This is a genomic window from Amaricoccus sp. (genome assembly GCF_047602525.1).
Classification (GTDB): domain Bacteria; phylum Pseudomonadota; class Alphaproteobacteria; order Rhodobacterales; family Rhodobacteraceae; genus Amaricoccus.
Genome location: NZ_JASGHB010000001.1, coordinates 3,137,142 through 3,160,000 on the forward strand (window position 1 = coordinate 3,137,142; position 22,859 = coordinate 3,160,000).

Annotated in this window: 21 protein-coding genes and 2 pseudogenes (1 of these 23 only partly in view); 17 read left to right on the plus strand and 6 right to left on the minus strand. The window is 70.1% G+C overall.

Annotated elements, in window-relative coordinates; all coding sequences use genetic code 11:
* Window positions 1–46 precede the first annotated feature (46 nt).
* On the plus strand, window positions 47–1,693 hold the full coding sequence (locus tag QM699_RS16065; RefSeq protein ID WP_415012066.1) for a sensor histidine kinase: 1,647 nt from the start codon (window positions 47–49) through the stop codon (window positions 1,691–1,693).
* A 4-nt stretch (window positions 1,694–1,697) separates the two neighbouring features.
* On the opposite strand, the gene QM699_RS16070 is transcribed toward QM699_RS16065, so the two are convergent.
* From QM699_RS16070 to QM699_RS16080, 3 genes are all read right to left on the minus strand, one after another.
* Window positions 1,698–1,997 carry a DUF2934 domain-containing protein gene (locus QM699_RS16070; protein WP_415012067.1) on the minus strand — a complete coding sequence of 100 codons (300 nt, stop codon included), beginning with the start codon at window positions 1,995–1,997 and terminating at the stop codon, window positions 1,698–1,700.
* A 67-nt stretch (window positions 1,998–2,064) separates the two neighbouring features.
* Window positions 2,065–2,310, minus strand: coding sequence for a hypothetical protein (locus tag QM699_RS16075; protein WP_415012068.1), 246 nt, complete (start codon window positions 2,308–2,310; stop codon window positions 2,065–2,067).
* Window positions 2,311–2,390: 80 nt separating this feature from the next.
* The gene (locus QM699_RS16080; protein WP_415012069.1) at window positions 2,391–2,984 is read right to left on the minus strand and encodes a UvrD-helicase domain-containing protein; all 594 of its coding nucleotides are present in this window, start codon (window positions 2,982–2,984) and stop codon (window positions 2,391–2,393) included.
* 138 nt (window positions 2,985–3,122) lie between these two features.
* Between QM699_RS16080 and QM699_RS16085 the strand changes: the two genes are divergently transcribed.
* The 7 genes from QM699_RS16085 (at window position 3,123) to QM699_RS16115 (ending at window position 9,360) form a co-directional block, all read left to right on the plus strand.
* A complete protein-coding gene (locus QM699_RS16085) occupies window positions 3,123–3,995 on the plus strand; it encodes a S1C family serine protease (RefSeq protein WP_415012070.1) in 873 nt (290 codons plus the stop codon).
* 18 nt (window positions 3,996–4,013) lie between these two features.
* Window positions 4,014–4,511 (plus strand): helix-turn-helix domain-containing protein, encoded by a 498-nt coding sequence (locus QM699_RS16090; protein WP_415012071.1) that lies wholly within the window; start codon window positions 4,014–4,016, stop codon window positions 4,509–4,511.
* A gap of 193 nt (window positions 4,512–4,704) precedes the next feature.
* On the plus strand, window positions 4,705–5,811 hold the full coding sequence (locus QM699_RS16095) for an ABC transporter substrate-binding protein (RefSeq protein ID WP_415012072.1): 1,107 nt from the start codon (window positions 4,705–4,707) through the stop codon (window positions 5,809–5,811).
* An 18-nt stretch (window positions 5,812–5,829) separates the two neighbouring features.
* Complete coding sequence (locus QM699_RS16100; RefSeq protein WP_415012073.1) at window positions 5,830–6,693, plus strand: ABC transporter permease; 864 nt, start codon at window positions 5,830–5,832, stop codon at window positions 6,691–6,693.
* On the plus strand, window positions 6,690–7,478 hold the full coding sequence (locus QM699_RS16105; protein ID WP_415012074.1) for an ABC transporter permease: 789 nt from the start codon (window positions 6,690–6,692) through the stop codon (window positions 7,476–7,478). The genes QM699_RS16100 and QM699_RS16105 overlap by 4 nt, the downstream gene beginning before the upstream one ends.
* A 3-nt stretch (window positions 7,479–7,481) precedes the next feature.
* A complete protein-coding gene (locus QM699_RS16110) occupies window positions 7,482–8,540 on the plus strand; it encodes an ABC transporter ATP-binding protein (protein ID WP_415012075.1) in 1,059 nt (352 codons plus the stop codon).
* Window positions 8,541–8,571: 31 nt separating this feature from the next.
* Window positions 8,572–9,360, plus strand: coding sequence for an HpcH/HpaI aldolase family protein (locus QM699_RS16115; RefSeq protein ID WP_415012076.1), 789 nt, complete (start codon window positions 8,572–8,574; stop codon window positions 9,358–9,360).
* Window positions 9,361–9,399: 39 nt separating this feature from the next.
* Here the strand turns inward: QM699_RS16115 and QM699_RS16120 are convergent, their stop codons facing one another.
* Entirely contained in the window at window positions 9,400–10,725 is a 1,326-nt protein-coding gene (locus QM699_RS16120; protein ID WP_415012077.1) for an aspartate aminotransferase family protein, read from the minus strand.
* A gap of 105 nt (window positions 10,726–10,830) precedes the next feature.
* On the opposite strand from QM699_RS16120, the gene xsc reads away from it, so the two are divergent.
* The 8 genes from xsc to QM699_RS16160 all read left to right on the plus strand — a co-directional run bounded on the left by xsc (window position 10,831) and on the right by QM699_RS16160 (window position 17,950).
* Window positions 10,831–12,600: a sulfoacetaldehyde acetyltransferase gene (xsc, locus tag QM699_RS16125; protein WP_415012078.1), complete on the plus strand. Its 1,770-nt coding sequence runs from the start codon at window positions 10,831–10,833 to the stop codon at window positions 12,598–12,600.
* Window positions 12,597–13,391: an SDR family oxidoreductase gene (locus tag QM699_RS16130; protein ID WP_415012079.1), complete on the plus strand. Its 795-nt coding sequence runs from the start codon at window positions 12,597–12,599 to the stop codon at window positions 13,389–13,391. The genes xsc and QM699_RS16130 overlap by 4 nt, the downstream gene beginning before the upstream one ends.
* A 305-nt stretch (window positions 13,392–13,696) precedes the next feature.
* Entirely contained in the window at window positions 13,697–15,598 is a 1,902-nt protein-coding gene (gene uvrC / locus QM699_RS16135; RefSeq protein ID WP_415012080.1) for an excinuclease ABC subunit UvrC, read from the plus strand.
* Window positions 15,599–15,641: 43 nt separating this feature from the next.
* A complete protein-coding gene (gene pgsA, locus QM699_RS16140) occupies window positions 15,642–16,259 on the plus strand; it encodes a CDP-diacylglycerol--glycerol-3-phosphate 3-phosphatidyltransferase (protein ID WP_415012081.1) in 618 nt (205 codons plus the stop codon).
* Window positions 16,260–16,264: 5 nt separating this feature from the next.
* The gene (gene moaD, locus QM699_RS16145) at window positions 16,265–16,510 is read left to right on the plus strand and encodes a molybdopterin converting factor subunit 1 (protein WP_415012777.1); all 246 of its coding nucleotides are present in this window, start codon (window positions 16,265–16,267) and stop codon (window positions 16,508–16,510) included.
* Window positions 16,510–16,950: a molybdenum cofactor biosynthesis protein MoaE gene (locus QM699_RS16150; protein ID WP_415012082.1), complete on the plus strand. Its 441-nt coding sequence runs from the start codon at window positions 16,510–16,512 to the stop codon at window positions 16,948–16,950. Before moaD ends, QM699_RS16150 begins: the two co-directional genes overlap by 1 nt.
* Before the next feature lie 18 nt (window positions 16,951–16,968).
* Complete coding sequence (locus tag QM699_RS16155) at window positions 16,969–17,472, plus strand: hypothetical protein (protein ID WP_415012083.1); 504 nt, start codon at window positions 16,969–16,971, stop codon at window positions 17,470–17,472.
* A gap of 1 nt (window position 17,473) precedes the next feature.
* Window positions 17,474–17,950, plus strand: a complete 477-nt coding sequence (locus QM699_RS16160; RefSeq protein WP_415012778.1) for an SMP-30/gluconolactonase/LRE family protein — start codon at window positions 17,474–17,476, stop codon at window positions 17,948–17,950.
* A gap of 115 nt (window positions 17,951–18,065) precedes the next feature.
* Here the strand turns inward: QM699_RS16160 and topA are convergent.
* Both topA and dprA read right to left on the minus strand, forming a co-directional pair.
* Window positions 18,066–20,706: pseudogene (topA, locus tag QM699_RS16165) on the minus strand (type I DNA topoisomerase).
* A 94-nt stretch (window positions 20,707–20,800) separates the two neighbouring features.
* A pseudogene (gene dprA / locus QM699_RS16170) lies at window positions 20,801–21,977 on the minus strand (DNA-processing protein DprA).
* 116 nt (window positions 21,978–22,093) lie between these two features.
* On the opposite strand from dprA, the gene QM699_RS16175 reads away from it, so the two are divergent.
* A protein-coding gene (locus QM699_RS16175; protein WP_415012084.1) for a M48 family metalloprotease crosses the window boundary here: on the plus strand, window positions 22,094–22,859 show its 5' portion. 29 nt of this gene lie beyond the right edge of the window; the window shows 766 of its 795 coding nt (coding positions 1–766); it begins with the start codon at window positions 22,094–22,096; its stop codon lies off the right edge, out of view.

A 22,859-nucleotide genomic window follows, 5' to 3' on the forward strand; every position in this document is an offset into this window, starting at 1 on the left:
CAGGCCTAATCTTTCCCTGACTCAACGGCTTCTTGCGCTGGTGGCGGTGGCGGCCATTCCCGCCCTCGCCGGCCTCGTCTATTTCATCGTCACGATCCATCAGGAGCGCGAGCGCGAGGTCCGCGGCCAGGCGCTGCGCGCCAGCCAGATCACCAGTCTCGAGGTTGAGCGGATCGTCACCGGCACGCAGGGCATCCTGCAGGCGGCGGCGCTGGCTTCGGACGTGACCGGAGAGAGTCCGGCGGCCTGCTCGGCCTATCTCGACGCGCTCGCCGCCCGTCTCCGGCAGTTCCGCGGCTTCGACGTGATCGGGCCGGACGGACTGGTGATCTGCGGCAGCTCCGGACTGCCGCTGATCCGCGATCAGGTCCTGCGATCGTCGTGGTATCGCGATGCGCGGGCGACGGGCGCCTTCTCCGTCGGCGTCTATTCCGGGGCGCAGCCCGGCGAAGTCGGCTATCTGCCTCTCGCCTTGCCGGTGGCGGGCGACGGCCGGCAGACCCTCATCCTGCTCGCCGGCATTGATCTGGGCTGGCTCGCTGCGCGGCTGAACGAGCGCCAGACCTCCGACGGCGGGGCCGTGGCGATCGCCGACCGCAACGGCGTGATTCTCGCCCGCCAGCCCGACCACGAGCAATATGTCGGTCGCCCGATGGAGGAGCCGTTTCCGAGTCTGCTCCACCTCGGCAGCCCCGGCGTCGTCGAGACGACGGGCGTCGACGGAGTGCGACGCATCGTCGGCTTCCAGCCTCCGGCGGCTACCGCGACCGGGCTCTACGTCGGCACCGGCATCTCGACGAAGGCGGTATTCGGCCCGATCTATGCCTCGACCTGGCGCAGCATCGCCATCGCCGGCATAGGCGTGCTCGCGGCGGCCGGCATCGTCTGGTCGCTCGGCAACCGGCTGCTCCGCACCCCGCTGCTGCGCATCCTCGCCACCGTCGACAGCTGGCGGGCCGGAGACGAGGCGGCGCGCACGGGGATCAGCCGGGACGGCAGCGAGATCTCGTTTCTCGCGGCCGCGACCGACGAATACATGGATGCCGTCCTCGCCGACCGGGCGGCGCGCCGGGTGGCCGAAGAACATCGCTCGCTGCTGCTGCGCGAGATGAGCCACCGCATCAAGAATGTGCTCGCGACCGTTCAGGCAATCGCGAACCAGACATTCCGGGCCGGCGCCGGCCCGGACAGCCTGCGGACCTTCAGCCAGCGCCTGAGCGCCATGGCCGCGACGCACGATCTGCTCGTCTCATCGCATTGGCAGAGCACCGACCTGCGCGCCACGGTCGACGCCGCCGTCCGCCCGTTCGGCAACGAGACCGGGGACGCCCGCTTCGAGATCGTGGGGCCGCAACTCGAGATCACGGCGCGGGGCGCGTTCTCGCTGTCGATGGCGCTGCACGAACTCTGCACCAATGCCGCGAAGTACGGTGCCTTGTCCGCGCCGGGCGGCATCGTCCGGATCACATGGGGCCTCCACAACACCGACGCCGGGCGGCGACTGTTGCTGACGTGGGAAGAGCGCGGCGGGCCGCCGTGCGTCGAGCCGACGCGAAGGGGGTTCGGCACGCGCCTCGTCCGCGCGGCATTCACCTCGGAATTCGATGCTCACACGTCGCTCGAATTCCCATCGTCCGGTCTCCGTTTCGAGCTTGATGCCGACGCCCGCCAGATCGTCGCCGCCGGTTCCTGACGGATCAGGCCTCCGGCGCGGCGACCTTGCGGCGACGCGTCGCCTTGGGCTTCTCCGCTGCCGCCGGGTCCGCTCCTTCGGCCGGTTTCGCCGCGCGTGCGCGGGTCGTCCGCCGCTTGGGCGCGGTCTCGACCGGCGCTTCCGCCGCGGGGGCGTCGGGAACAGGGTCGATCACCGGCTCCGCGACGTCGCGCTCGGCCTGATGCCAGTGGGCGACGTCGCGCCCTTCCGGACGCCCCTCCGCTTCCCACAGCTCATAGGCCTTCCGCGCGATGTCCGGCTCGGTCGGTGTCTTCGGGTTCATCGTGGCCTCACCAGAATGTGCTCGTCCCCCACGTTCGCGCAAAACCGCGTCAGAGCCAAGCGCGGCGTCACGCGCGTAGCTCCTCCGCCGTCGCACCCACCGACCACTCGACCCGCCCGTCCGCGCCGGTTCCCTCGGAGACGATCACAAAGCTGCCGAGTGAATTGAACGCTGCCGCCTGGTCGGCCGGATCGGGCCGCCGCGGCTGCCACAGCACGGCGAGAATGCGGGCGCCCTCCGCGCTCAGTTCGTCCAGGCGCACGCGCAGGGCTTCGTGGTCGTCCGGGCACGTCTCGATCGAATGGCGCAGCATGAAGTCCTCCGTCCTGCCGGTTCGGAGTGTAGAACGCCGCCAGCGCCGCTCCAGTTGCGTCCGTCGCCGGCGCGGGGCCGTCACCCGCCGACCTGGACCTTTCTGCCGGCTTGAGCGTTGGAAACGCGTCGCGCAGCACCCCGTCGAGCGGCGCGCGCGTTCACCGCGCGGGAATAGATCGCGAGGCAGGTGGCTTTCGCCGGAAAGCGCCGCGGCCCGTCGGCCACCCCGAGCCGGTGCCGCGCCAGCGCCATCAGGTCGGCCGAGTCCTCCCGGTCGTGGATGGTGAAGCCCGGATCGAGGCCGATCGCCGGCGCATACTCGCGCAGCAGCCGCGCGCCGATGGCGTGAAACGTCCCGGCCCAGGTCAGGCCTTGCGCCAGAACCTCGCCCTGCCGCCCCATGTCGCTTGCGGCCAACCGCTCGGCCCGGCGCACCATCTCTGCGGCCGCGCGTCGCGAGAAGGTCATCAGCAGCACCCGTCGCGGATCGGCGCCGCGGCGCACCAGATGCGCAAGGCGATGCACCAGCGTGTGCGTCTTTCCGGTGCCCGCCCCGGCGATGACGAGCAGCGGCCCCGCGACCGCGCCGTCGCCATGCAGCACCGCCGCCCGTTGCGCCGGATTGAGCCGGGTGAGGGGGTCGGGAGCGGTGCGGAGCGCGGCGGCGGTCATGGCGGCATCAAGCCCCGTTTGCGATTCGTTCGCAAGCCCCGACAGATGCGGCGCGCGCCGGCCCCTGCCCGTGCGGCCAGCTTTTGCCGCGCGGCCGGCGCTGCGACACTGGCCGCCAGCAACCCTGTGAGGCGCCCCATGCCCGAGTCCAGCCTGTTCGCCGATCTCTCCCGCGCCACCACCGCGGCGGTGGCCGCCGCCGCCGCCCGCGTCGTCGCCGTCCGCGACGGCCAGGGCCGCCGGCTGAGCGGCATCGTCTGGGGTGGCGATCGCGTCGTCACCGCCGAGGAATGCCTCTCGGGAGACGATGGCGTGACGGTGGTCCTGCCCGATGGCCGGTCGGTGCCCGCCGGGGTTGCGGGCCGCGATCCGACCACCGACGTGGTGGTCCTGAAGGTCGAGACCGGCGAGGTGCCGCCCGTGACTTTCGCGGCTTCGGCCGACGTCGGCGCGCTGGCGCTCGTCGCCGGTCGTGGAGAGGAGGGCCCGCTCGCGGCACTCGCCATGGTGGCTGCGAGCGGTCCGGCGTGGACCTCGGCGGCGGGCGGGCGGATCGACGCGATGCTCCGCCTCGGGCTCCTGCTGCCGCACGCGCTGGAGGGCGGCGCGGTGGTGGATGCCGAGGGCCGTCTGCTCGGCCTCGCGGTCGCCGATCCCCGGCGCCGGGCGCTGGTGATTCCCGCCGCCACCGTGGCGCGGTCGGTCGAGGCGATCGCCACGCGGGGGCACGTCGGCCGTGGCTACCTCGGTCTCGGGCTGCGTCCGCTGGGCGGCACACCGGGCCTGATGGTGATCGAGGTGACGCCGGCCGGGCCGGCCGCCGACGCCAGCCTTCTTCTCGGCGATATCGTCACCACATGGGAGGGCGAGCCGGTCGGCAGCATGCGGGCGGTCTCGCGCCGGCTCGGGCCCGAGTCCGTCGGCCGCGAGGTGCGCCTCGGGGTGATCCGGGCCGGCGAGGCGCGCGAGATCCGGCTGTCGATCGGCGAGCGGCGGCACGACCGCGGATGACGGCGAGGGGGAGCGGCGATGTGGGGCGGATCGGCGGTCAGGCGCTATGCGGTACGGCTCGATCTGGCCGACGCCGATCTTGCGGATGCGCTGGCAGAGGGGCTGGCGGTGTCGCCCGTGCTCACTGCCGTGGCGTCCGATGACCGCCCCGATGTGACCGTGACCGATCGCCGCGCGGCCGGAGCGGCGCCGCCGGTGCTGCGCCTCGTCGACGGCCCGTTGCCCGAGGATGCGCCGGTGGAGCTGGTGCTCGCCGCCGCGCACCTGATGGCGGCTGGCCTGCGGGTGGAGGCCGGGCAGCCGCGCGACGCGCCGCCGCCGCACCTCAGTCCGCGCGAGCGCGAGGTGCTGGCGCTGCTCTCCGACGGCGCGTCGAACAAGACGATCGCCCGCGCCCTCGGCATCACCGAGCGCACCGCGAAGTTCCATGTCGCCGCCGTGCTGGCGCGGCTCGGGGCACGGAATCGATCCGAAGCGGTCAGCCTCGGCCTGCGCGAGGGGCTGGTCGCGCTCTGACGTAGCGTCACCTCGCCGCGGGCGCGAGCGGCCGTGTCGGCAAACCCGTGCCGGCTGCACCTGAAGCGGGTTTCATCCCGGCCCTGCGCTATTTTGTTGCTCTACTGACAAGAAATCCCTGTAACATCCGCCCGGACGCCGGGCCGCCGCCCTTGGAACGGGTGGCCGGCGACGACGCCAACAGGGGGTAAGAATGTTGAATCCGACACCCGCATCCGTGCTGGCCGTGCTGGCGCTCGCCACCACCGCCGTGGTGCTGCCCGCCCGGGCCGAGATCCCGCAGTCGCTGATCGACGCCGCGAAGAAGGAAGGCACGCTGACCACGATCGCCCTGCCGCACGACTGGTGCAACTACGGCGGCGTCATCGAGGGCTTCAAGGCGAAGTACGGCTTGGCCGTCAACGAACTGAACCCGGATGCCGGCTCCGCCGACGAGCTGGAGGCGATCCGCGCCAACAAGGACAACAAGGGCCCGCAGGCGCCCGACGTGATCGACGTCGGCTTCTCCTTCGGTCCGGCGGCGGTCAAGGACGGCCTGCTGCAGCCCTACAAGGTCTCGACGTGGGACGAGATCCCGGACAACGTCAAGGATCCGGAGGGCATGTGGTACGGCGACTACTACGGCGTGCTCTCCTTCGCCGTGAACACCGACATCATCACCGACCCGCCGAAGGACTGGGCCGACCTGCAGAAGCCGGAGTTCGCCAACTCCGTCGCGCTCGCCGGTGATCCGCGCGCCTCCAACCAAGCGATCCTCGGCGTCTATGCCGCCGGCCTCGCCGCTGGCGGCGCCGCGGGCAAGGAAGGCGGCGAGAAGGGGCTCGAGTTCTTCTCCGAGCTGAACAAGGCCGGCAACTTCGTACCCGTGATCGGCAAGTCCGGCACGCTCGCGCAGGGCGCCACGCCCGTCGTCGTGTGGTGGGACTACAACGCCCTCTCGGGCCGCGACGCCCTCAAGGGCAACCCGCCGGTCGAGGTCGTCGTGCCGGCCTCCGGCGTCGTTGCCGGCGTCTACGCGCAGGGCATCTCGGCCTTCGCGCCGCACCCGAACGCCGCGAAGCTCTGGATGGAATACCTCTACTCCGACGAGGGCCAGCTGAAGTGGCTCGAGGGCTACTGCCACCCGATCCGCTTTGGCGCGATGGTGAAGGCCGGCTCCGTCCCGCAGGCGCTGCTCGACAAGCTGCCGCCCGCCGCCGCCTATGAGAAGGCCGTGTTCCCGACGCTGGAGGAGCAGGAGGCGATGAAAGCCGCGATCACCTCCGGCTGGGACAAGGTCGTCGGCGCGAACGTCCAGTAACCGCGCCGGTTGACAGCCATGGCAGCACCCGCCCCCACCCCGCGCTCCTGGGCCTGGCTCGGGATGCTGCCCTTCACGCTCTTTGCGCTGATGTTCCTGCTCGTGCCGACCGCGTTCGTCGTGGTCGGCGCCTTCCGCGCCGAGGGCGGCGGCTTCACCCTCGACCACATCGCCAACCTCTTCACCCCGTCGATCCTCGCCGCCTTCTCGATCTCGATCCGTATCAGCCTCGCCTCGGCGCTGCTCGGCTGTCTCGTCGGCTTCGCCGTCGCCTGCGCGCTGACCGTCGGCGACCTGCCCCGCTGGATCCGCGGGCCGATGCTCACCTTTTCCGGCGTCGCCTCGAATTTCGCCGGCGTGCCCCTCGCCTTCGCCTTCCTCGCCACGCTCGGCCGCCTCGGCCTGGTGACGGTATTCCTGCGCGAATGGTTCGGCATCAACATCTATGCGCTCGGCTTCAACCTGCTCTCGTTCTGGGGCCTGACGCTCACCTACCTGTTCTTCCAGATCCCGCTGATGATCCTCATCGTCACTCCCGCGCTCGATGGACTGCGCCGCGAGTGGCGCGAGGCGGCGGAGGTTCTCGGCGCCACCCGGGCGCAGTACTGGCGGATGGTGGCCTTCCCGATCCTCTGGCCCACGCTGCTCGGCACGCTGGCGCTGCTCTTCGCCAACGCCTTCGGCGCCGTCGCCACCGCCTATGCGCTGACCGGCTCGTCGCTCTCGATCGTGCCGATCGTGCTCTTCGCCCAGATCCGTGGCGACGTGCTGCAGGATCCGCACATCGGCTACGCCCTCGCGTTCGGCATGATCGTCGTCACCGGGATCGGCAATGCCTTCTACATCTGGATGCGCGGGCGCGCGGAAAGGTGGATCAAGTGAAGACCAACCGCTTCTGGGCGTGGCTCGCGCTGGCCGTCGGCGTGCTCTACTTCGCCCTGCCGCTGATCGGCACCATCGAGTTCTCGCTCCGAATGCGGCGCGGCGTCTACAGCTTCGACGCGTACCGCGCCGTGCTCGGCGACCCGCAGTTCCGCGCCACCTTCTCGTTCTCCGTCCTCATGGCGCTGATGACCATCGTCCTCGGCATCCTCGTCGTTGCCCCGACTGCCTACTGGGTGCGCCTGAAGCTGCCGCGGTGGCGCCCGGTGGTCGAGTTCGTCACGCTGCTGCCGCTGGTGGTGCCGCCGATCGTGCTCGTCTTCGGCTACATCCGCCTCTACAACACTTCGTCCTGGCTGCCACTCACCGGCACCGCGGGCGGCACGAACGTGCTGCTCCTCGCCGGCTATACCGTCCTCGCCTTGCCCTACATGTACCGCGCCGTCGACACCGGCCTGCGCGCCATCGACGTCGCGACGCTCACCGAGGCCGCCCAGAGCCTCGGCGCCGGCTGGATCACCATCATGGCGCGCGTGATCCTGCCAAACATCATGGTGGCGATCCTTTCCGGCGCATTCCTGACCTTCGCCATCGTCATCGGCGAGTTCGTCCTCGCGGCGCTGCTGAACCGCCCGGCCTTCGGCCCGTACCTGCAGGTGCTGGGCGCCAATCGCGCCTACGAGCCCGCGGCGCTCGCCGTCATCACCTTCGCGATCACCTGGGCGTGCATGGGGCTGATCCAGCTCGTGACCCGCCTGCAGAAGCACACACAGGTCCCCCGGTAGCCCATGGCGTTCCTCGACATCGCGAACCTCGAAAAGTTCTACGGCACCACCCACGTGGTGAAGGACTTCAATCTCGCCGTGGAAAAGGGCGAGTTCATCTCGTTCCTCGGCCCCTCCGGCTGCGGCAAGACGACCACGCTCCGAATGGTCGCGGGCTTCGAGACGCCCACCTCCGGCTCGATCCGCATCGCCGGCAAGGACGTGGTGAACCTCCGGCCGAACCAGCGCAACATCGGCATGGTCTTCCAGGCCTACGCCCTGTTCCCGAACCTGACCGTGGCGCAGAACATCGGCTTCGGCCTCAAGGTCGCCGGCCGCCCGCGCGCCGAGATCGACGAGCGGGTCCGGGAGATGCTCGGCATCATCCACCTGCCCGAGCTCGGCGGCCGCTATCCGTTCCAGCTCTCCGGCGGCCAGCAGCAGCGCGTGGCGCTCGCCCGCGCGCTCGCGGTCCGGCCGCAGCTCCTGCTTCTCGATGAGCCGCTGTCGGCGCTCGACGCGAAGATCCGCATCTCGCTGCGGCAGGAAATCCGCGCGATCCAGCAGAAGCTCGGGATCACCACGATCTACGTCACGCACGATCAGGAAGAAGCCCTGTCAATGTCCGACCGTATCGTGGTGATGAACGCCGGCATCGCCGAGCAGATCGGCGATCCCTTCACCATCTACAACCGCCCGGCGACCCGCTTCGTCGCCGGCTTCGTCGGCACGCTCAACGCGCTGGAGGCGGTCGTCACCGACACGGCCACCGGCGCTCTCACCCTCGACGGCCAGCCGCTCGTGCTGAACCGGCCGATCGCCGCGGCCGCCGGCGCCACGGTTGGCGTCGCCCTGCGGCCGGAAACCCTCTCGCTGGGCCCGCGTCCGGAAACCGACGGCACGCTGCGCGGCACCGTGCGCGCCGTGCAGTTCCTCGGGTCGGTGCTGCGCGTCCGGGTCGCGCTCGCCGATCAGGTGATCGCGCTCGACTCGTTCAACACCGCCGCGCTCCGCCCGCCGGCGGTGGGCGATACCGTCGAGGTCAGTTTCGCCATGGCTGACGTGCTCGTCTCGGACAGCTAAGGTCGCTCCCGAACAGGGAGGAGGCCCGGGGATGATCGGGAACAGGCTCAGGACGCTCTGGGCTGCGGGGCGGCCGACGGTGAACGGCTGGCTCTCCATCGGCAACGGCTTTTCCGCCGAGATCATGGCGGCACAGGGCTACGACAGCCTGACCATCGACATGCAGCATGGCGCGCTCGACTATGCCGACGTGCTGCCGATGCTGCAGGCGATCCGGGCTTCAGGCGTCGTGCCGCTGGTGCGGGTGCCGTGGCTCGACCCGGCCGCGACGATGAAGGCGCTCGACGCCGGGGCCTATGGCATCATCTGCCCGATGGTGAACACCGCCGACGAGGCGGCGGCACTGGTGAGCTACGTCCGCTATCCGCCGCTTGGCCAGCGCAGCTATGGGCCGACGCGGGCGGTCTATGCCGCCGGCGGCGACTACGCGGCCGAGGCGAACGGTCAGATCCTCGCCTTCGCCATGGTCGAGACCGCCGAGGCGCTGGCGAACGTCGAGGCCATCGCCGCGACGCCGGGCCTCGATGGCATCTACGTCGGCCCGTCGGACCTGTCGTTCAGCATGTCGGCCGGCCGGCTGCTGCCCGCGTTCGACCGCGAGGAGCCGGAGGTGATCGGCGCCTTCCACCGCATCGTCGCCGCGTGCCGTCGCGCGGGCATCCGCGCCGGCCTGCACTGCATGACCGCGGACTACGCCGCCCGCGCCGTCGGCTGGGGCTTCGACATGACCACGATCTCGGGCGACACGCGCCTGCTCGCCCTCGCCGCGGCCGAGAGCGTCACGGCCTTCCGCGCCCTCACCGCCCCCGGTCTCTCCTGATCCGCGCGACTTCCGCGGCGCCTGTGACGTCCGCCGACGTCACAGGCTTTCCAGCGTCTCGCGCAGGCGCCCGACGATCTCGTCCACGTCTGCCCGTGTCGCGACGAACGCCGGCGCCACGATTGCCGTGTCCCCGGTCCACTTCACGTGGCAGCCGTTCCAGAACAGCCGCTTCTGCAACTCGTTGCCGCGCAGCCCCGGCTTGCCCGGCTCCGGGTGGATCTCCACGCCCGCCATCAGTCCGAAGCCGCGCAGATCCCGGACCACCTCCAGATCCTTTAGCGACCAGATCGCATCGAGGAAATACGGCGACAGCTCCGCCGCCTTCTCGAACAGCGCCTCCCGCTCATAGATTTCCAGCGTCGCGAGCCCCGCCGCGCAGGCCGCCGGGTGGCCGGAGTAGGTGTAGCCGTGGAAGAACTCGATGGCGTTCTCCGGCGCCGCCCCCGTCACGGTCTCGTAGATCGAGTCCCGCACGGCGACCGCTCCCATCGGGATCGCGCCGTTGGTGATCGCCTTCGCCATGGTGAGGATGTCCGGCGTCACGCCGAAGGTCTGCGCCGCGAACGGCTTGCCCGTCCGCCCGAACCCGGTGATGACCTCGTCGAACACCAGCAGGATCCCGTGCCGGTCGCAGATCGCGCGGAGCCGCTCGAGATAGCCTTTCGGCGGCACCAGCACGCCGGTGGAGCCGGCGATCGGCTCGACGAACACCGCCGCGATGGTCGAGGCTCCATAGGTTTCGCAGAACCGCTGCAGGTCGTCGGCAAGCTCCGCCCCCCGCTCCGGCTGGCCGCGGGTGAACGCCTGCGCCTCGTCCCAGGTGTGCCGCATCATCACCACGTTCGGCATCACCACCGGAAACGTCTCGCGGTTCCGCACCATGCCGGCGAGCGAGGTGCCGCCCATGTTGACCCCGTGATACGCCCGCTCCCGGCTGACGAAGCGCAGCCGCTGGCTCTCGCCCCGCGCGCGGTGGTAGGCCATCGCCACCTTGAGCGCGGTGTCGATCGCCTCGGACCCGGAATTCACGAAGAAGACGTGGTTCATCGGCTCCGGCAGCAGCTCCGCCACCTTGTCGGCCAGCGCGAACGCGCCCGGGTGCCCCATCTGGAACGGGGGCGTATAGTCGTTCTCCAGCATCTGGGCGTGGACCGCCTCGGCGATCTCCTTGCGCCCGTGGCCCGCCGCGACATTGAAGAGGCCCGAAGAGCCGTCGATCAGCTCGCCACCATTCTGGTCCCAGAGCCTGACGCCCTCGGACCTCTGGATCAGCCGAGGCGATGCCTTGAACTCCCGGTTGGCCGAGAACGGCATCCACTGCGCCTCGTATGCCTGGTTGGAAAGCGGCTTCACCACGTTCATCGCGTTGTCCTCCGGGAATCGGTCTGCACCTTAGCGCAATGGGCGGCAGGTTGAAGGGGGCTGGGCCGGGCGCTAGGCTCCGCGCAGAACGCCGGGAGCCCGACCATGCGCATGACGACCGAGGAAGCTTTTGTGAAGGTGCTGCAGAGGCATGGCATCGCCCATGCCTTCGGGATCATCGGCTCGGCGATGATGCCGATCTCCGACCTGTTTCCCGCCGGGGGCATCACCTTCTGGGACTGTGCCCACGAGGGCAGCGCCGGCATGATGGCCGATGGCTTCACCCGCGCCTCCGGGCGGATGTGCATGGCCGTCGCGCAGAACGGCCCCGGCATCACCAATTTCGTCACGGCGATGAAGACCGCCTACTGGAACCACACCCCGCTGCTGCTGGTCACGCCGCAGGCGGCGAACCGCACCATCGGTCAGGGCGGGTTTCAGGAAGTGGAGCAGATGGCGCTGTTCCGCGACATGGTGGCCTATCAGGAGGAAGTGCGCGACCCGGTGCGCATCGCGGAGGTGCTGAACCGGGTCATCGAGCAGGCCCGCCGCCGCTCGGGTCCGGCGCAGATCAACGTGCCCCGCGACTTCTGGACCCGCGAGATCGACATCGAGCTGCCCGAGACGATCCGGATCGAGCGGCCCCGCGGCGGTTCGGAGGCGATCGCGCAGGCGGCCCGCCTGCTGAGCGAGGCGAGGTTTCCGGTGATCCTGAACGGTGCCGGCGTGGTGCTGGCCGGGGCGATCCCGGCCACCGTCGCCCTGGCCGAGGCGCTGGGCGCCCCGGTCTGCTGTGGCTACCAGCATAACGACGCCTTCCCGGGCAGCCATCCGCTGTCCGTCGGCCCGCTCGGCTACAACGGGTCGAAGGCGGCGATGGAGCTGATCGCGAGGGCCGACGTGGTGCTGGCGCTCGGGACGCGGCTCAATCCGTTCTCCACCCTGCCCGGCTACGGCATCGACTACTGGCCGACGGCGGCGAAGGTGGTCCAGGTCGACATCAATGCCGACCGCATCGGTCTGACGAAAGCCGTCAGCGTCGCGATCCAGGGCGATGCGCGGCTGGTGGCCGAGCAGCTTCTCGGGCTCGTCGGCCCGGGCAGCGGCCGCGCCGAGCGCGCGGCATTGGTGGCGCAGACCAAATCCGCCTGGCTGCAGCAGCTTTCGTCGATGGATCACGAGGACGACGACCCGGGCACCAGCTGGAACGAGCGGGCCCGCGCCGCCCACCCGGAGCGCATGAGCCCGCGCATGGCCTGGCGGGCGATCCAGTCGGCGTTGCCGAGAGACGCGATCATCTCGTCGGACATCGGCAACAACTGCGCGATCGGCAACGCCTATCCGACGTTCGAGACCGGGCGGAAGTACCTCGCGCCCGGCCTGTTCGGCCCCTGCGGCTACGGCCTGCCGGCGATCGTCGGGGCGAAGATCGCCTGTCCCGACGTGCCGGTGGTGGGCTTTGCCGGCGACGGGGCGTTCGGCATCGCGGTGAACGAGCTGACCGCCATCGGTCGCAGCGAGTGGCCGGCGATCACGATGATCGTCTTCCGCAACTATCAGTGGGGCGCCGAGAAGCGGAACTCGACGCTCTGGTTCGACGACAATTTCGTCGGCACCGAGCTTGATCTCGACGTCACCTATGCCGGCATCGCGCGTGCCTGTGGCCTGCGGGGCGTGCAAGCCACCAGCATGGGCGAGCTGACCGCGCTGCTCACCGAGGCGGTCGAGGCGCAGATGCGGCGCGGCGAGACAACCCTGATCGAGGTGATCCTGAACCAGGAGCTTGGCGAGCCGTTCCGGCGCGACGCGATGAAAAAGCCCGTCTATGTCGCCGGCATCCGGGCGGAGGACATGCGCGCGCAGGAAACCGCATGACAACGACGGAGCCCGGTGCAGCCCTCGTCACCGGCGGTGCGCAGCGGATCGGCGCGGCGCTCTGTCGCAAGCTGGCGGCGCGGGGCACCGATGTGGCGATCCACTGCCACGCGAGCCGCGACGCCGCCGAGGCGCTGGCCGGCGAGCTGCGGCAGGCGGGGGTGCGGGCGGAGGTGGTGGCGGCCGACCTGCTCGACCGCACGGCGACGGCGGGTCTGGTGTCCGCCGCGGCGGCGGCGCTGGGCCGGCCGCTGACGATCCTCGTCAACAACGCGTCGATCTTCGAGCACGACACCATCGCGACGGCGACCTGGGAGAGCTGGGACCGCCACATCGGCTCGAACCTGCGGGCACCCTTCGAGCTGATCCAGTCCTTTGCCGCGCAGGCACCCCGGGCGAGTGTCGATGCGGAGGGCCGTCCGATCGCCCGGGCCTGCGTCGTCAACATGGTGGACCAGCGCGTCCGCAAGCTGACGCCGGAGTTCGCAACTTATACGATCGCGAAGATGGGTCTGTGGGCGCTGACCCGCACGGCGGCGCAGGGCCTTGCGCCGCATGTCCGGGTGAATGCGATCGGTCCCGGGCCGACGCTGCGGGGGGTGCGGCAGAGCGCCGGGCACTTCGCCGACCAGCAGGCCGCGACCCTGCTCGGGCGCGGCTCGGACCCGGGCGAGGTTGCGGCGACGCTCGCCTACCTGCTTGACGCACCGGGGGTGACGGGCCAACTCATCTGTGTCGATGGGGGCCAGCATCTCGCGTGGCAGACGCCGGACGTGCTTGGGGTCGAGTAGCGGCGGCGCCTTTTGGCGGGAATACAACCGGCCTCGCCTTGACTTTTCCACCCCCGAGCAGGGCGTCATGGATTCGTGTTGATTCTGTCAACAATTCCATAATTTTACCTTTTGTTAGGAAAAAAACATCCTGAAGTCAGTGGGTTACAAAGATGACTAAAAAATAGGCAAACCGAAAAACGCTCTTGTATCGTTGGGGAAATGGCGAATGGCGGAAAGTTTTCCTCTGAGTTATCCACACAGATGGTGGACAGGATTCCTCTTGAATCCGCCGGTCGATCTCGGCAGCCGAGGGAGATTCGCCCATGGGTGAGGCAGAGGACGGGGCGCCGCTGTTCGACGAGGACGGCGCCGCGCCGGCGGATGTGCGCACCGGCCATCTGGTCATCCGCGACTATCTGAAGCGGCTCGACGACAAGCCGGGCGTCTATCGCATGCTCGATCGCAAGGGCGAGGTGCTCTATGTCGGCAAGGCGCGGAACCTGAAGAAGCGGGTGGCGTCGTATGCCAAGCCGACAGGGCACGACTCGCGCATAGCGCGAATGATCGCGTCCACCGCGTCGATGATGTTCCTGACCACCGGGAGCGAGATCGAGGCGCTGCTGCTGGAGCAGAATCTCATCAAGCAGCTGAAGCCGCGCTATAACGTGTTGCTGCGCGACGACAAGAGCTTTCCCAACATCCTCGTCACCGGGGACCACCCGTTTCCGCAGATCAAGAAGCACCGCGGCCTGCGCAAGGACGCCGGGCGGTACTTCGGGCCGTTCGCCTCGGCGGGCAGCGTGAACCGGACGCTGAACCAGCTGCAGAAGGCGTTCCTGCTGCGCTCCTGCACCGATTCGATGTTCGACGGACGGACGCGCCCCTGCCTTCTGCACCAGATCAAGCGGTGCAGCGGCCCGTGCGTCGGGCTGGTCGGCGAGGCGGACTATCGCGCGCTGGTGGAAGACGCGGTGCTGTTTCTCTCGGGCAAGTCGACCCGGGTGCAGGAGCAGCTGGCCGAGGCGATGCGCGAGGCGAGCGCCGCCATGGAGTTCGAGCGGGCCGCGGCGATCCGCGACCGGATCCGGGCGCTGACCACGGTGCAGGCGAGCCAGGGCATCAATCCCGAGACGGTGGAGGAGGCCGACGTGATCGCGCTGCACCAGGAGGGCGGGCACGCCTGCGTCCAGGTGTTCTTCATCCGCGCGCATCAGAACTGGGGCAATCGGGCCTATTTTCCGCGAACCGGGTCCGGGGCGGAGCCGGGCGAGATCCTCGAGGCCTTCATCGGGCAGTTCTACGGCAACAAGACCCCGGCGCGGAGCATTCTCGCCAGCCACCTGCCGGACAACGGCGACCTGCTGGCCGATGCGCTCGGCGCCGAGCTGGGACGAAAGGTCACGATCGTCGTGCCACAGCGGGGAGAGAAGGCGCAGCTCGTCGAGCACGCGGCGCGAAATGCGCGCGAGGCGCTGGCACGGCGGATGGCCGAGAGCGCGAGCCAGCTGTCGCTGCTCGACGGGCTGTCCGAGGCGTTTGTGCTGGACGGACCGCCGGAGCGGATCGAGGTCTACGACAACAGCCACATCATGGGCACGAACGCGGTGGGCGCGATGATCGTCGCGGGACCGGACGGGTTCATGAAGTCGCAGTACCGCAAGTTCAACATCAAGAGTGCGCTCACGCCGGGCGACGACTTCGGGATGATGCGCGAGGTCCTGACGCGGCGCTTTTCCCGGCTCGCGAAGGAGGATCCGGATCGGCAGTCCGACGCCTGGCCCGACCTGGTGCTGATCGACGGCGGAGCGGGGCAGGTGGCGGCGGCCTGTGCGGCGCTGCAGGAGCTCGGCATCGACGAGGTGGCGGTGATCGGCGTGGCGAAGGGCGTGGATCGCGACGCCGGCAAGGAAGAGTTCCATCGGCCGGGAAAGCCGGCGATGGCATTGGCGCACCGGGATCCGGTGCTCTATTTCATTCAGCGCCTGCGGGACGAGGCGCACCGCTTCGCCATCGGCGCGCATCGCACCAAGCGGGCGGCACAGACCCGGGCGACACCGCTCGACGAGGTGCCGGGCGTCGGGGCGACGCGCAAGCGGGCGCTGCTCCAGCACTTCGGCTCGGCGAAGGCGGTGGCGCGGGCCGGGCTCGCGGATCTGAAGGCGGCGCCGGGAATTTCCGATGCGCTCGCCGAGGTGATCTACGGCTTCTTCCATGGCGAGAGGTAGCGCGGTATATCGACGGGGAAGAATGCAGGATCGACCGCCGGGCATGCGCTGGACCGTACCCAATATCTTGACGGTGATGCGCCTCGCGGCAGCGCCGGGAGTGGCGCTGGCCTTTGCCATCTTTGACCGTCCCTATGCCGACTGGATCGCCTTCGGGCTGTTCATCGTCGCCGCGCTGACGGATTGGGTGGACGGCAAGATCGCCCGGGCGTGGAAGCAGGAATCGAATTTCGGGCGGATGATGGACCCGATCGCCGACAAGGCGATGGTGGTGATCGCGCTCGCCGTCATCGTCGGCCTCTGGGGCATGAAGGCGCTGATCCTCGTGCCGGTCGCCTTCATCCTCCTGCGCGAAATCTTCGTCTCGGGCCTGCGTGAGTTTCTCGGCTCCAAGGCGGGCAAGCTCCCCGTGACCTATCTCGCGAAGTGGAAGACCACGGCGCAGATGGTGGCGATCCCGGTGCTGCTGCTCGCGGGCGTGTTCGAGTGGGACCGGCGGCACAACAGCCCGTGGGTCAGCGACTGGTTCCACGACTGGGCGGAGTTCATCCTGTCGAACGGCGGGCTGGTGCTGATCTGGATCGCCGGGCTGCTGACGCTGATGACGGGCTACGACTACCTGATGAAGGCGATGCCGTTCCTGAGGGACCGCAAGCGATGAGCGCCGTGCGGGTGCGCTATTTCGCATGGCTGCGCGAGCGCGTGGGCGAATCGTCGGAGACCGTCCAGACCGACGCGGCGACGGTGCGAGAGCTGGTCGACGACCTGTCCGGGCGCGAGGAGCGCTATGCGCTGGCCTTTGCCGATCTGTCGGCGGTGCGGGTCGCGGTGGACGAGGAGCTGGCCGACCTGGCCGCGCCGCTCTCCGGTGTGCGCGAGGTCGCGTTCTTTCCCCCGATGACGGGCGGCTGATGGCCGTCCGCGTCCAGCGCGAGGACTTCGACCTGGGCGCGGAGGTGGCGGCGCTCACGTCCGGGCGGTTGGAGATCGGCGCCGTCGTCACCTTCTCGGGGCTGGTGCGCGATACCGGCGGGCTCGTGGCGATGGAGCTCGAGCACTATCCCGGCATGGCCGAGACGGCGCTCGCGGCGCTGGAGGCCGAGGCGGTGGCGCGCTGGGAGCTGCAGGCGAGCCTCGTCATCCACCGCTTCGGGCGGCTGGAGCCCGGCGAGCGGATCATGATGGTCGCGACCGCCTCGCGGCACCGGCAGGCGGCATTCGAGGCGGCGGAGTTCCTGATGGACTACCTGAAGTCGCGTGCGCCGTTCTGGAAGAAAGAGGCCGGGCCGGACGGCGACCGCTGGGTCGACGCGCGCGACGGCGACGAGGCGGCGCTGGCGCGCTGGAAGTAGTCAGATCGGAGAGTGAAGATGTATCGGGTGAAGATGGCGGTCTCGATCGCCGCGGCGCTGTCCATCGGGCTCGCCACCGCGGCGGCGGCGCAGGAGGATGCGGCGAAGGGGTCGCTCACCGGGTTCGTTGCCGAGGACGGGACGACGACGCCGTTGTCGGACAACGTGCGGGTCTTCCCGGTGACGAAGAACGCCGAGAGCTGCGTCTACGATGCCGGGCGCGGCGTGATCCTGGCGCTGAACCGCGGCGCGCCGCCGCGGGAGAAGCTGAACGACGGCTTCGTCTCGTTCATCGGCCATGACGGCGCCGTGGTGACGGCGCAGTGGATCGGCGACAGCGGTGAGGCACCGCTGCTCAATCAGCCCTATGGCAGCGCGATCGCCGGAGGTGTGCTCTACGCTGCGGACAGGAACGGCGGCACGTCGAAGTCGGACCCGGCGCGCGCGGTGCTGCGGAAGTACGATCTCGCGACCGGGGCGGGGAAAGGCGACGTCGAGGTCGAACTCGCCGGGCCTGAATGACATCACCGTCGCCGCGGATGGCACGGTCTACGCCACGCAGACGAACGCGGGTGGCAAGAACAACGGGCCGGAGACCTGGAAGGTCTTCAGGATCGCGCCGGACGGCAACGTGTCGGTGCTGATCGAGGGGAAGCCGCTGAACCAGCCGAACGGCATCGAGATGGACGGCGAGGGCAACATCGTCGTGGTGAACCTCGGCGACGCCGGTGTCCTGACGTTCTCGCCGGCGGGCGAGCTGCTGAAGACCGAAGAGGCGGCGCAGCCGGGCAGCGATGGCCTCGTGATCCTGGCCGACGGCACCAAGTACGTGAACAGCCTGCGCAACGGTGGCGTGTCGCGGATCGCGCCGGGTGCCAAGGCCGAGCTGATCGCGGAAGGCATCTCGGGCTCCGCCTCGATGTGCTTCGACGCCGGGGCGAACCAGCTCGTCATTCCGATGGGGCAGAACGACGCGCTGGCCTTCGTGCCGCTGAACTAGAGCGGGATCCGTCCCGGCAGAGCCGGGCCGTCCGCTCCAGAGTCTTGGATTGACGCGATATTCGGATCGCCGGAGGATTCCGTCCGGTGGGATATTTCTCTGGCGGCGGCGGATCCTATTCCGCGTCCGGGTCCGCGGCCGGGGCGGCTGCCTTCTTCTTCTTCGCGGCCGATTTGGCGGCAGGCTTCTTCGCCGCGGCCTTCGCCTTGGGAGCCGCGGCCTTCTTCTTCGCGGGTGCCTTCTTCTTCGGCGCCTTCGTCGCGATCAGCTCGAGCGCCTGTTCCAGCGTCACCGCTTCCGGTTCGGTTTCCTTCGGGACGGTGGCGTTCACCTTCTCCCACTTCACGTAAGGCCCGTAGCGGCCTTCGTAGAGCGCGACCTCCCCGCCGTCGGGATGCTCGCCAAGGACACGCAGCGGCTTGACCGCGGCGCGGCCGCCGGAGCCGCGCGCGGCCTTCTGGGCGATCAGCTCCATTGCGCGGTTCATGCCGACGGTCAGGACCTCTTCGGGGTCCTTGAGGTTGGCGTAGGTCTTGCCGTGCTTCACGTAAGGCCCGAACCGGCCGATCGAGGCCTCGACGGGCTGGCCGTCCTCCGGGTGGATTCCGACCTCACGGGGGAGCGAGAGCAGGGCGAGCGCGCGCTCGAGGTTGAGCGTGTCCGGGTCCATGCCCTTGGGGATCGAGGTGCGCCGCGGCTTCGCGCCGTCCTTGCCCTCGCCGAGCTGGACGTAATAGCCGTAGGGACCCTTGCGGATCGTCACGTCCTGCGGCTCGGCGTCCTCCTCGAGGAGGTTGCCCTGGAGCGAGCCCTGGCCGAGCACCTTGCCGTCGAGGGCCGAGCCTTCGGCATCGCCGGCGAGCGGGCGGGTATAGCGGCATTCGGGGTAGTTCGAGCAGCCGACGAAGGCCGAGCCGTTGCGCGAGGTCTTGAGCGACAGGAGACCCGCGCCGCAGGCCTTGCAGCGGCGGGGCTCTGGATCTTCCGGCGTCTTCGGGAACAGGTGCGGCTCCAGCACCTCGTTGATCTTGTCGAGCACCTCGGTGATGCGCAGGCCCTCGGTCTCGCCGAGCGCCGCGGAGAAATCCTTCCAGAACCGGGCGAGCAGCGCCTTCCAGTCCTCGTCGCCGGTCGTCACCTTGTCGAGGTCGCTCTCGAGGTCGGCGGTGAAGTCGTAGTCGACGTAGCGCCCGAAATAGTTGGAGAGGAAGGCGGTGACGAGCCGGCCCTTGTCCTCGGGGAACAGCCGGTTCTTGTCCTTGCGGACGTATTCCCGCTCCTGGATCGTCGAGACGATCGAGGCATAGGTCGAGGGGCGGCCGATGCCGAGCTCTTCCATCCGCTTGACCAGGGTCGCCTCGGTGTAGCGCGGCGGCGGCTGGGTGAAGTGCTGCTCCGGCGTGACGGAGCGCTTGTCCGCCGGCTCGCCGTTGACGATCTGCGGCAGGCGGCCGCCGTCGTCATCGTCGGAGAGGTCGAACTCCGCGTCGTCGCGGCCCTCGGTGTAGACCTTGAGGAAGCCGTCGAAGGTGACGACCTGGCCGGTGGCGCGCAGGCCGACCTGCGCGTCGGCGCTGGCGATGTCGACGGTGGTGCGCTCGAAGCGGGCGGCCTCCATCTGCGAGGCGACGGAGCGCTTCCAGATCAGGTCATAGAGCTTCCACTGGTCGGGCTCGAGGCGAAGGGTGTCCGGGTGCGCGCGCATGTCGGTGGGGCGGATGCACTCGTGCGCTTCCTGGGCGTTCTTCGCCTTGTTCTTGTACATCCGCGGGCTATTGGGGACGTAGGCGTCGCCGTAGCGGGACTTGATGACCTCGCGGGCGGACATCACGGCCTCCGGGGCCATGTCGATGCCGTCGGTTCGCATGTAGGTGATGTGCCCGGCCTCATAGAGGCGCTGGGCGGCGTTCATCGTCTGGCGGGCGCCGAAGCCGAACTTGCGGCTCGCCTCCTGCTGCAGGGTGGAGGTCATGAACGGCGCGGAGGGATTGCGCGTCGCAGGCTTCGAATTCGACGGCCGCGACGGAAAGGTCACGCGCCTCGATCATCTGGACGGCGCGGGTGGCGGCGGCCTCGTCGGCGAGGTCGTAGCGGTCGAGCTTCTTCGCATCGAGGCTGAACAGGCGCGCCTCGAAGGTGTCGCCGCGCGGCGTGGCGAGCAGCGCCTTGACCGACCAGTACTCCCGGGCGCGGAACGCCTCGATCTCCATCTCGCGATCGACGATCAGCCGGAGCGTGACGGACTGGACGCGGCCGGCGGAGCGGGAGCCGGGCAGCTTGCGCCAGAGCACCGGCGAGAGCTTGAAGCCGACGAGGTAGTCGAGGGCGCGGCGCGCGAGATAGGCGTCGACCAGCTCCATGTCGATCTTGCGCGGGTTCTCCATCGCGCTCGTCACGGCGGATTTCGTGATGGCGTTGAAGACCACGCGCTCGACGTCGGTATCCTTCTTCACCGCCTTGCGGCCGGTGAGGGCCTCGAGCAGGTGCCAGCTGATCGCCTCGCCCTCGCGGTCGGGGTCGGTGGCGAGGATGAGCTTCTGGTCGTCCTTCAGCGCCTCGGCGATGGCGCGGATGTGCTTGGCGCTGTCGGAGGCGACCTCCCACTTCATCTCGAAGTCGTGGTCCGGGTCGACGGATCCGTCCTTCGGGGGCAGGTCGCGGACGTGGCCGTAGGAGGCGAGCACGGTGTATCCGGGCCCGAGGTACTTGTTGATGGTCTTGGCCTTGGCGGGGGATTCGACGACGACAACGGCCATGGGCAACTCCTGGCGCGGCCGACGGGGGCCGGGCGTTCGGCGGCCTAGATGGTTTGGGCGCCGGAGAATGTCAACGAATGCCGGTTCCGCCGGCTCAGGCGGGCAGGCTGACCTTGCCGCCGGGATGGCGCAGCACGAGGCCCTCGAGCTTCCAGTTCGAGCAGCGCGGCCGCGACCGTCGCCGCGGGGGCGGCAAGGTCGCGGGTGAGCGCGTCCTCCTCGACGGGGGCGGGCCCCAGCAGCTCGAGAAGGCGCGTGGGAAGGTCGTCGCCGCTGACGGGCGCCGGGGAGACGGGCGCCGGGGAGACGGGCGCCGGGGAGACGGGCGCCGGGGAGACGGGCGGTGGCGCGGGGGCGCGGAGAGGCGTGGCGAGGTGCGCGGCCAGCGCCTCGGCGACGTCCTCGGCGTGCCGCACGAGGGTGGCGCCGTCGCGGATCAGCGCGTTGCAGCCACCGGCCCGGGCATCGAGCGGATTGCCGGGGACGGCCATCACCTCTCGGCCCTGGTCCGCGGCATTGCGCGCGGTGATGAGGCTGCCGGAGCGCAGCGCGCCCTCGATCACGACGACACCGAGCGCGAGGCCGGAGATGATGCGGTTGCGCCGGGGGAAATCCTGGGCGCGCGGGGCGTGGCCCGGCGGCATCTCCGAGAGGCGCAGGCCGCGGGTGGCCATCTCGGCGGCGAGATCGGCATTCTCGGGCGGATAGATCACGTCGATGCCGCCGGCCTGGGCAGCGATGGTGCCCGTTTCGAGCGCGGCGCGGTGGGCGGCGGCGTCGATGCCGCGGGCGAGGCCGGAGGCGACGACGAAGCCGGCCGCGCCGAGGTCTCGCGCCAGCTGCGAGGCCATGCGGCGGCCGAGGGCCGACGCGTTGCGGGCGCCGACGAGCGCGACGGTCGGGCGCATGGCGAGGGCCGGGTCGCCGAGCGCCCAGAGCACGGGCGGCGCGTCGTCGATGAGCGCGAGCGACGGCGGATAGTCGGGCGCGCCGAGCAGCAGCAGGCGCGCGCCGGCCGCCGCGCCGGCGCTCACCTCGGCCTCCGCCTCGGCCCGGGACGCGGGACGGTAGTCGCGCACCCCGGCGTCGGAGGCGAGCGCCGGCAGCCGCTCGAGCGCGGCCGCCGGATCGCCGGTCTCGCGCAGCAGCCGGACGAAGGTGGCGGGTCCGACGCGCCGCGACCGGGCAAGGCGCAGCCAGTCGAGCCGGGCCGGCTCGGCCACGGGCAGCGCGCTGGCGGGAATCTTCGCGGAGGCGGGCGGCGGGGTCATGTCGCACGGTGCGCAAGCGGGAGTTAACGCGCGGTTGAGCGTGCCGCAGGAGGTGGCTTCAAAATCGTTGGGGAATTGCCCAAGCTGCCCGCCGAAACCGCGTCTCCGGAGCCGTCATGCGCCTGCCCCTCGCCCTCTGTCTCGCCCTCGCCGCCTGCGGCACGACCTATGCCGTGCCCGTCGCCGGCCCCGTCGCCGGCCCCGAGGCGGCCGTGTCGCCGCCGGCGGGGCCCGCCGCGCCCGCGGGTCCGGCGCGGACCCAGCGCGACTTCTACCGGGTGCTCGCGCGGGTCGAGCCGGCGGCGGAGCGGCTCTGCCGGCAGGAGAGCCCGGACGCGCCTGCCGCTTGGTGCGACTACCGCGTGACGCTGGTGCGCGACGCGAACGAGGCGCCGAACGCCTGGCAGTCGGAGGGCAGCGACGGCCGGCCGGACATCCACTTCGCGGCGACGCTCCTGCCGCTGATGGACGACGACGACGAGATCGCCTTCGTCCTGTCGCACGAGGCCGGTCACCACATTGCCGGCCACGTGGCGAAGCAGGGCCAGCAGCAGGCGCTGGGCGCGACGCTCGGCGGGCTCGCCGCCGCGGTGGGCAACGCCTACGGCATCCCGGTGTCGCAGGACGACGCGATGAGCATCGGCGCGAGCGTCGGGGGGCGGGCCTACAGCCAGACCTACGAGCTCGAGGCCGACACGATCGGCGCCTTCATCGCCGCACGGGCGGGCTACGACCCGGAGCGGGGCGCGGCGTTCTTCAACCAGCCGCAGATCGCGTCCGACGGCGGCCTGCCGATCCTCGTCAGCCATCCGGGCTCGGCGCAGCGCGAGGCCACCGTCGCACGCGCCGCGGCTGAAATCCGGCGCCAGCAGGCGCAGGGGC

What these genes read in the sequence shown, in the direction of transcription:
- pgsA (WP_415012081.1), top strand. Translation starts at nt 15,642, where the DNA reads ATGCGCTGGACCGTACCCAATATCTTGACGGTGATGCGCCTCGCGGCA.
- QM699_RS16155 (WP_415012083.1), top strand. Translation starts at nt 16,969, where the DNA reads ATGTATCGGGTGAAGATGGCGGTCTCGATCGCCGCGGCGCTGTCCATC.
- QM699_RS16150 (WP_415012082.1), top strand. Translation starts at nt 16,510, where the DNA reads ATGGCCGTCCGCGTCCAGCGCGAGGACTTCGACCTGGGCGCGGAGGTG.
- QM699_RS16120 (WP_415012077.1), bottom strand. Translation starts at nt 10,725, where the DNA reads ATGAACGTGGTGAAGCCGCTTTCCAACCAGGCATACGAGGCGCAGTGG.
- xsc (WP_415012078.1), top strand. Translation starts at nt 10,831, where the DNA reads ATGCGCATGACGACCGAGGAAGCTTTTGTGAAGGTGCTGCAGAGGCAT.
- QM699_RS16090 (WP_415012071.1), top strand. Translation starts at nt 4,014, where the DNA reads ATGTGGGGCGGATCGGCGGTCAGGCGCTATGCGGTACGGCTCGATCTG.
- QM699_RS16080 (WP_415012069.1), bottom strand. Translation starts at nt 2,984, where the DNA reads ATGACCGCCGCCGCGCTCCGCACCGCTCCCGACCCCCTCACCCGGCTC.
- uvrC (WP_415012080.1), top strand. Translation starts at nt 13,697, where the DNA reads ATGGGTGAGGCAGAGGACGGGGCGCCGCTGTTCGACGAGGACGGCGCC.
- QM699_RS16110 (WP_415012075.1), top strand. Translation starts at nt 7,482, where the DNA reads ATGGCGTTCCTCGACATCGCGAACCTCGAAAAGTTCTACGGCACCACC.
- QM699_RS16085 (WP_415012070.1), top strand. Translation starts at nt 3,123, where the DNA reads ATGCCCGAGTCCAGCCTGTTCGCCGATCTCTCCCGCGCCACCACCGCG.
- QM699_RS16070 (WP_415012067.1), bottom strand. Translation starts at nt 1,997, where the DNA reads ATGAACCCGAAGACACCGACCGAGCCGGACATCGCGCGGAAGGCCTAT.
- QM699_RS16100 (WP_415012073.1), top strand. Translation starts at nt 5,830, where the DNA reads ATGGCAGCACCCGCCCCCACCCCGCGCTCCTGGGCCTGGCTCGGGATG.
- QM699_RS16130 (WP_415012079.1), top strand. Translation starts at nt 12,597, where the DNA reads ATGACAACGACGGAGCCCGGTGCAGCCCTCGTCACCGGCGGTGCGCAG.
- QM699_RS16095 (WP_415012072.1), top strand. Translation starts at nt 4,705, where the DNA reads ATGTTGAATCCGACACCCGCATCCGTGCTGGCCGTGCTGGCGCTCGCC.
- QM699_RS16075 (WP_415012068.1), bottom strand. Translation starts at nt 2,310, where the DNA reads ATGCTGCGCCATTCGATCGAGACGTGCCCGGACGACCACGAAGCCCTG.
- QM699_RS16115 (WP_415012076.1), top strand. Translation starts at nt 8,572, where the DNA reads ATGATCGGGAACAGGCTCAGGACGCTCTGGGCTGCGGGGCGGCCGACG.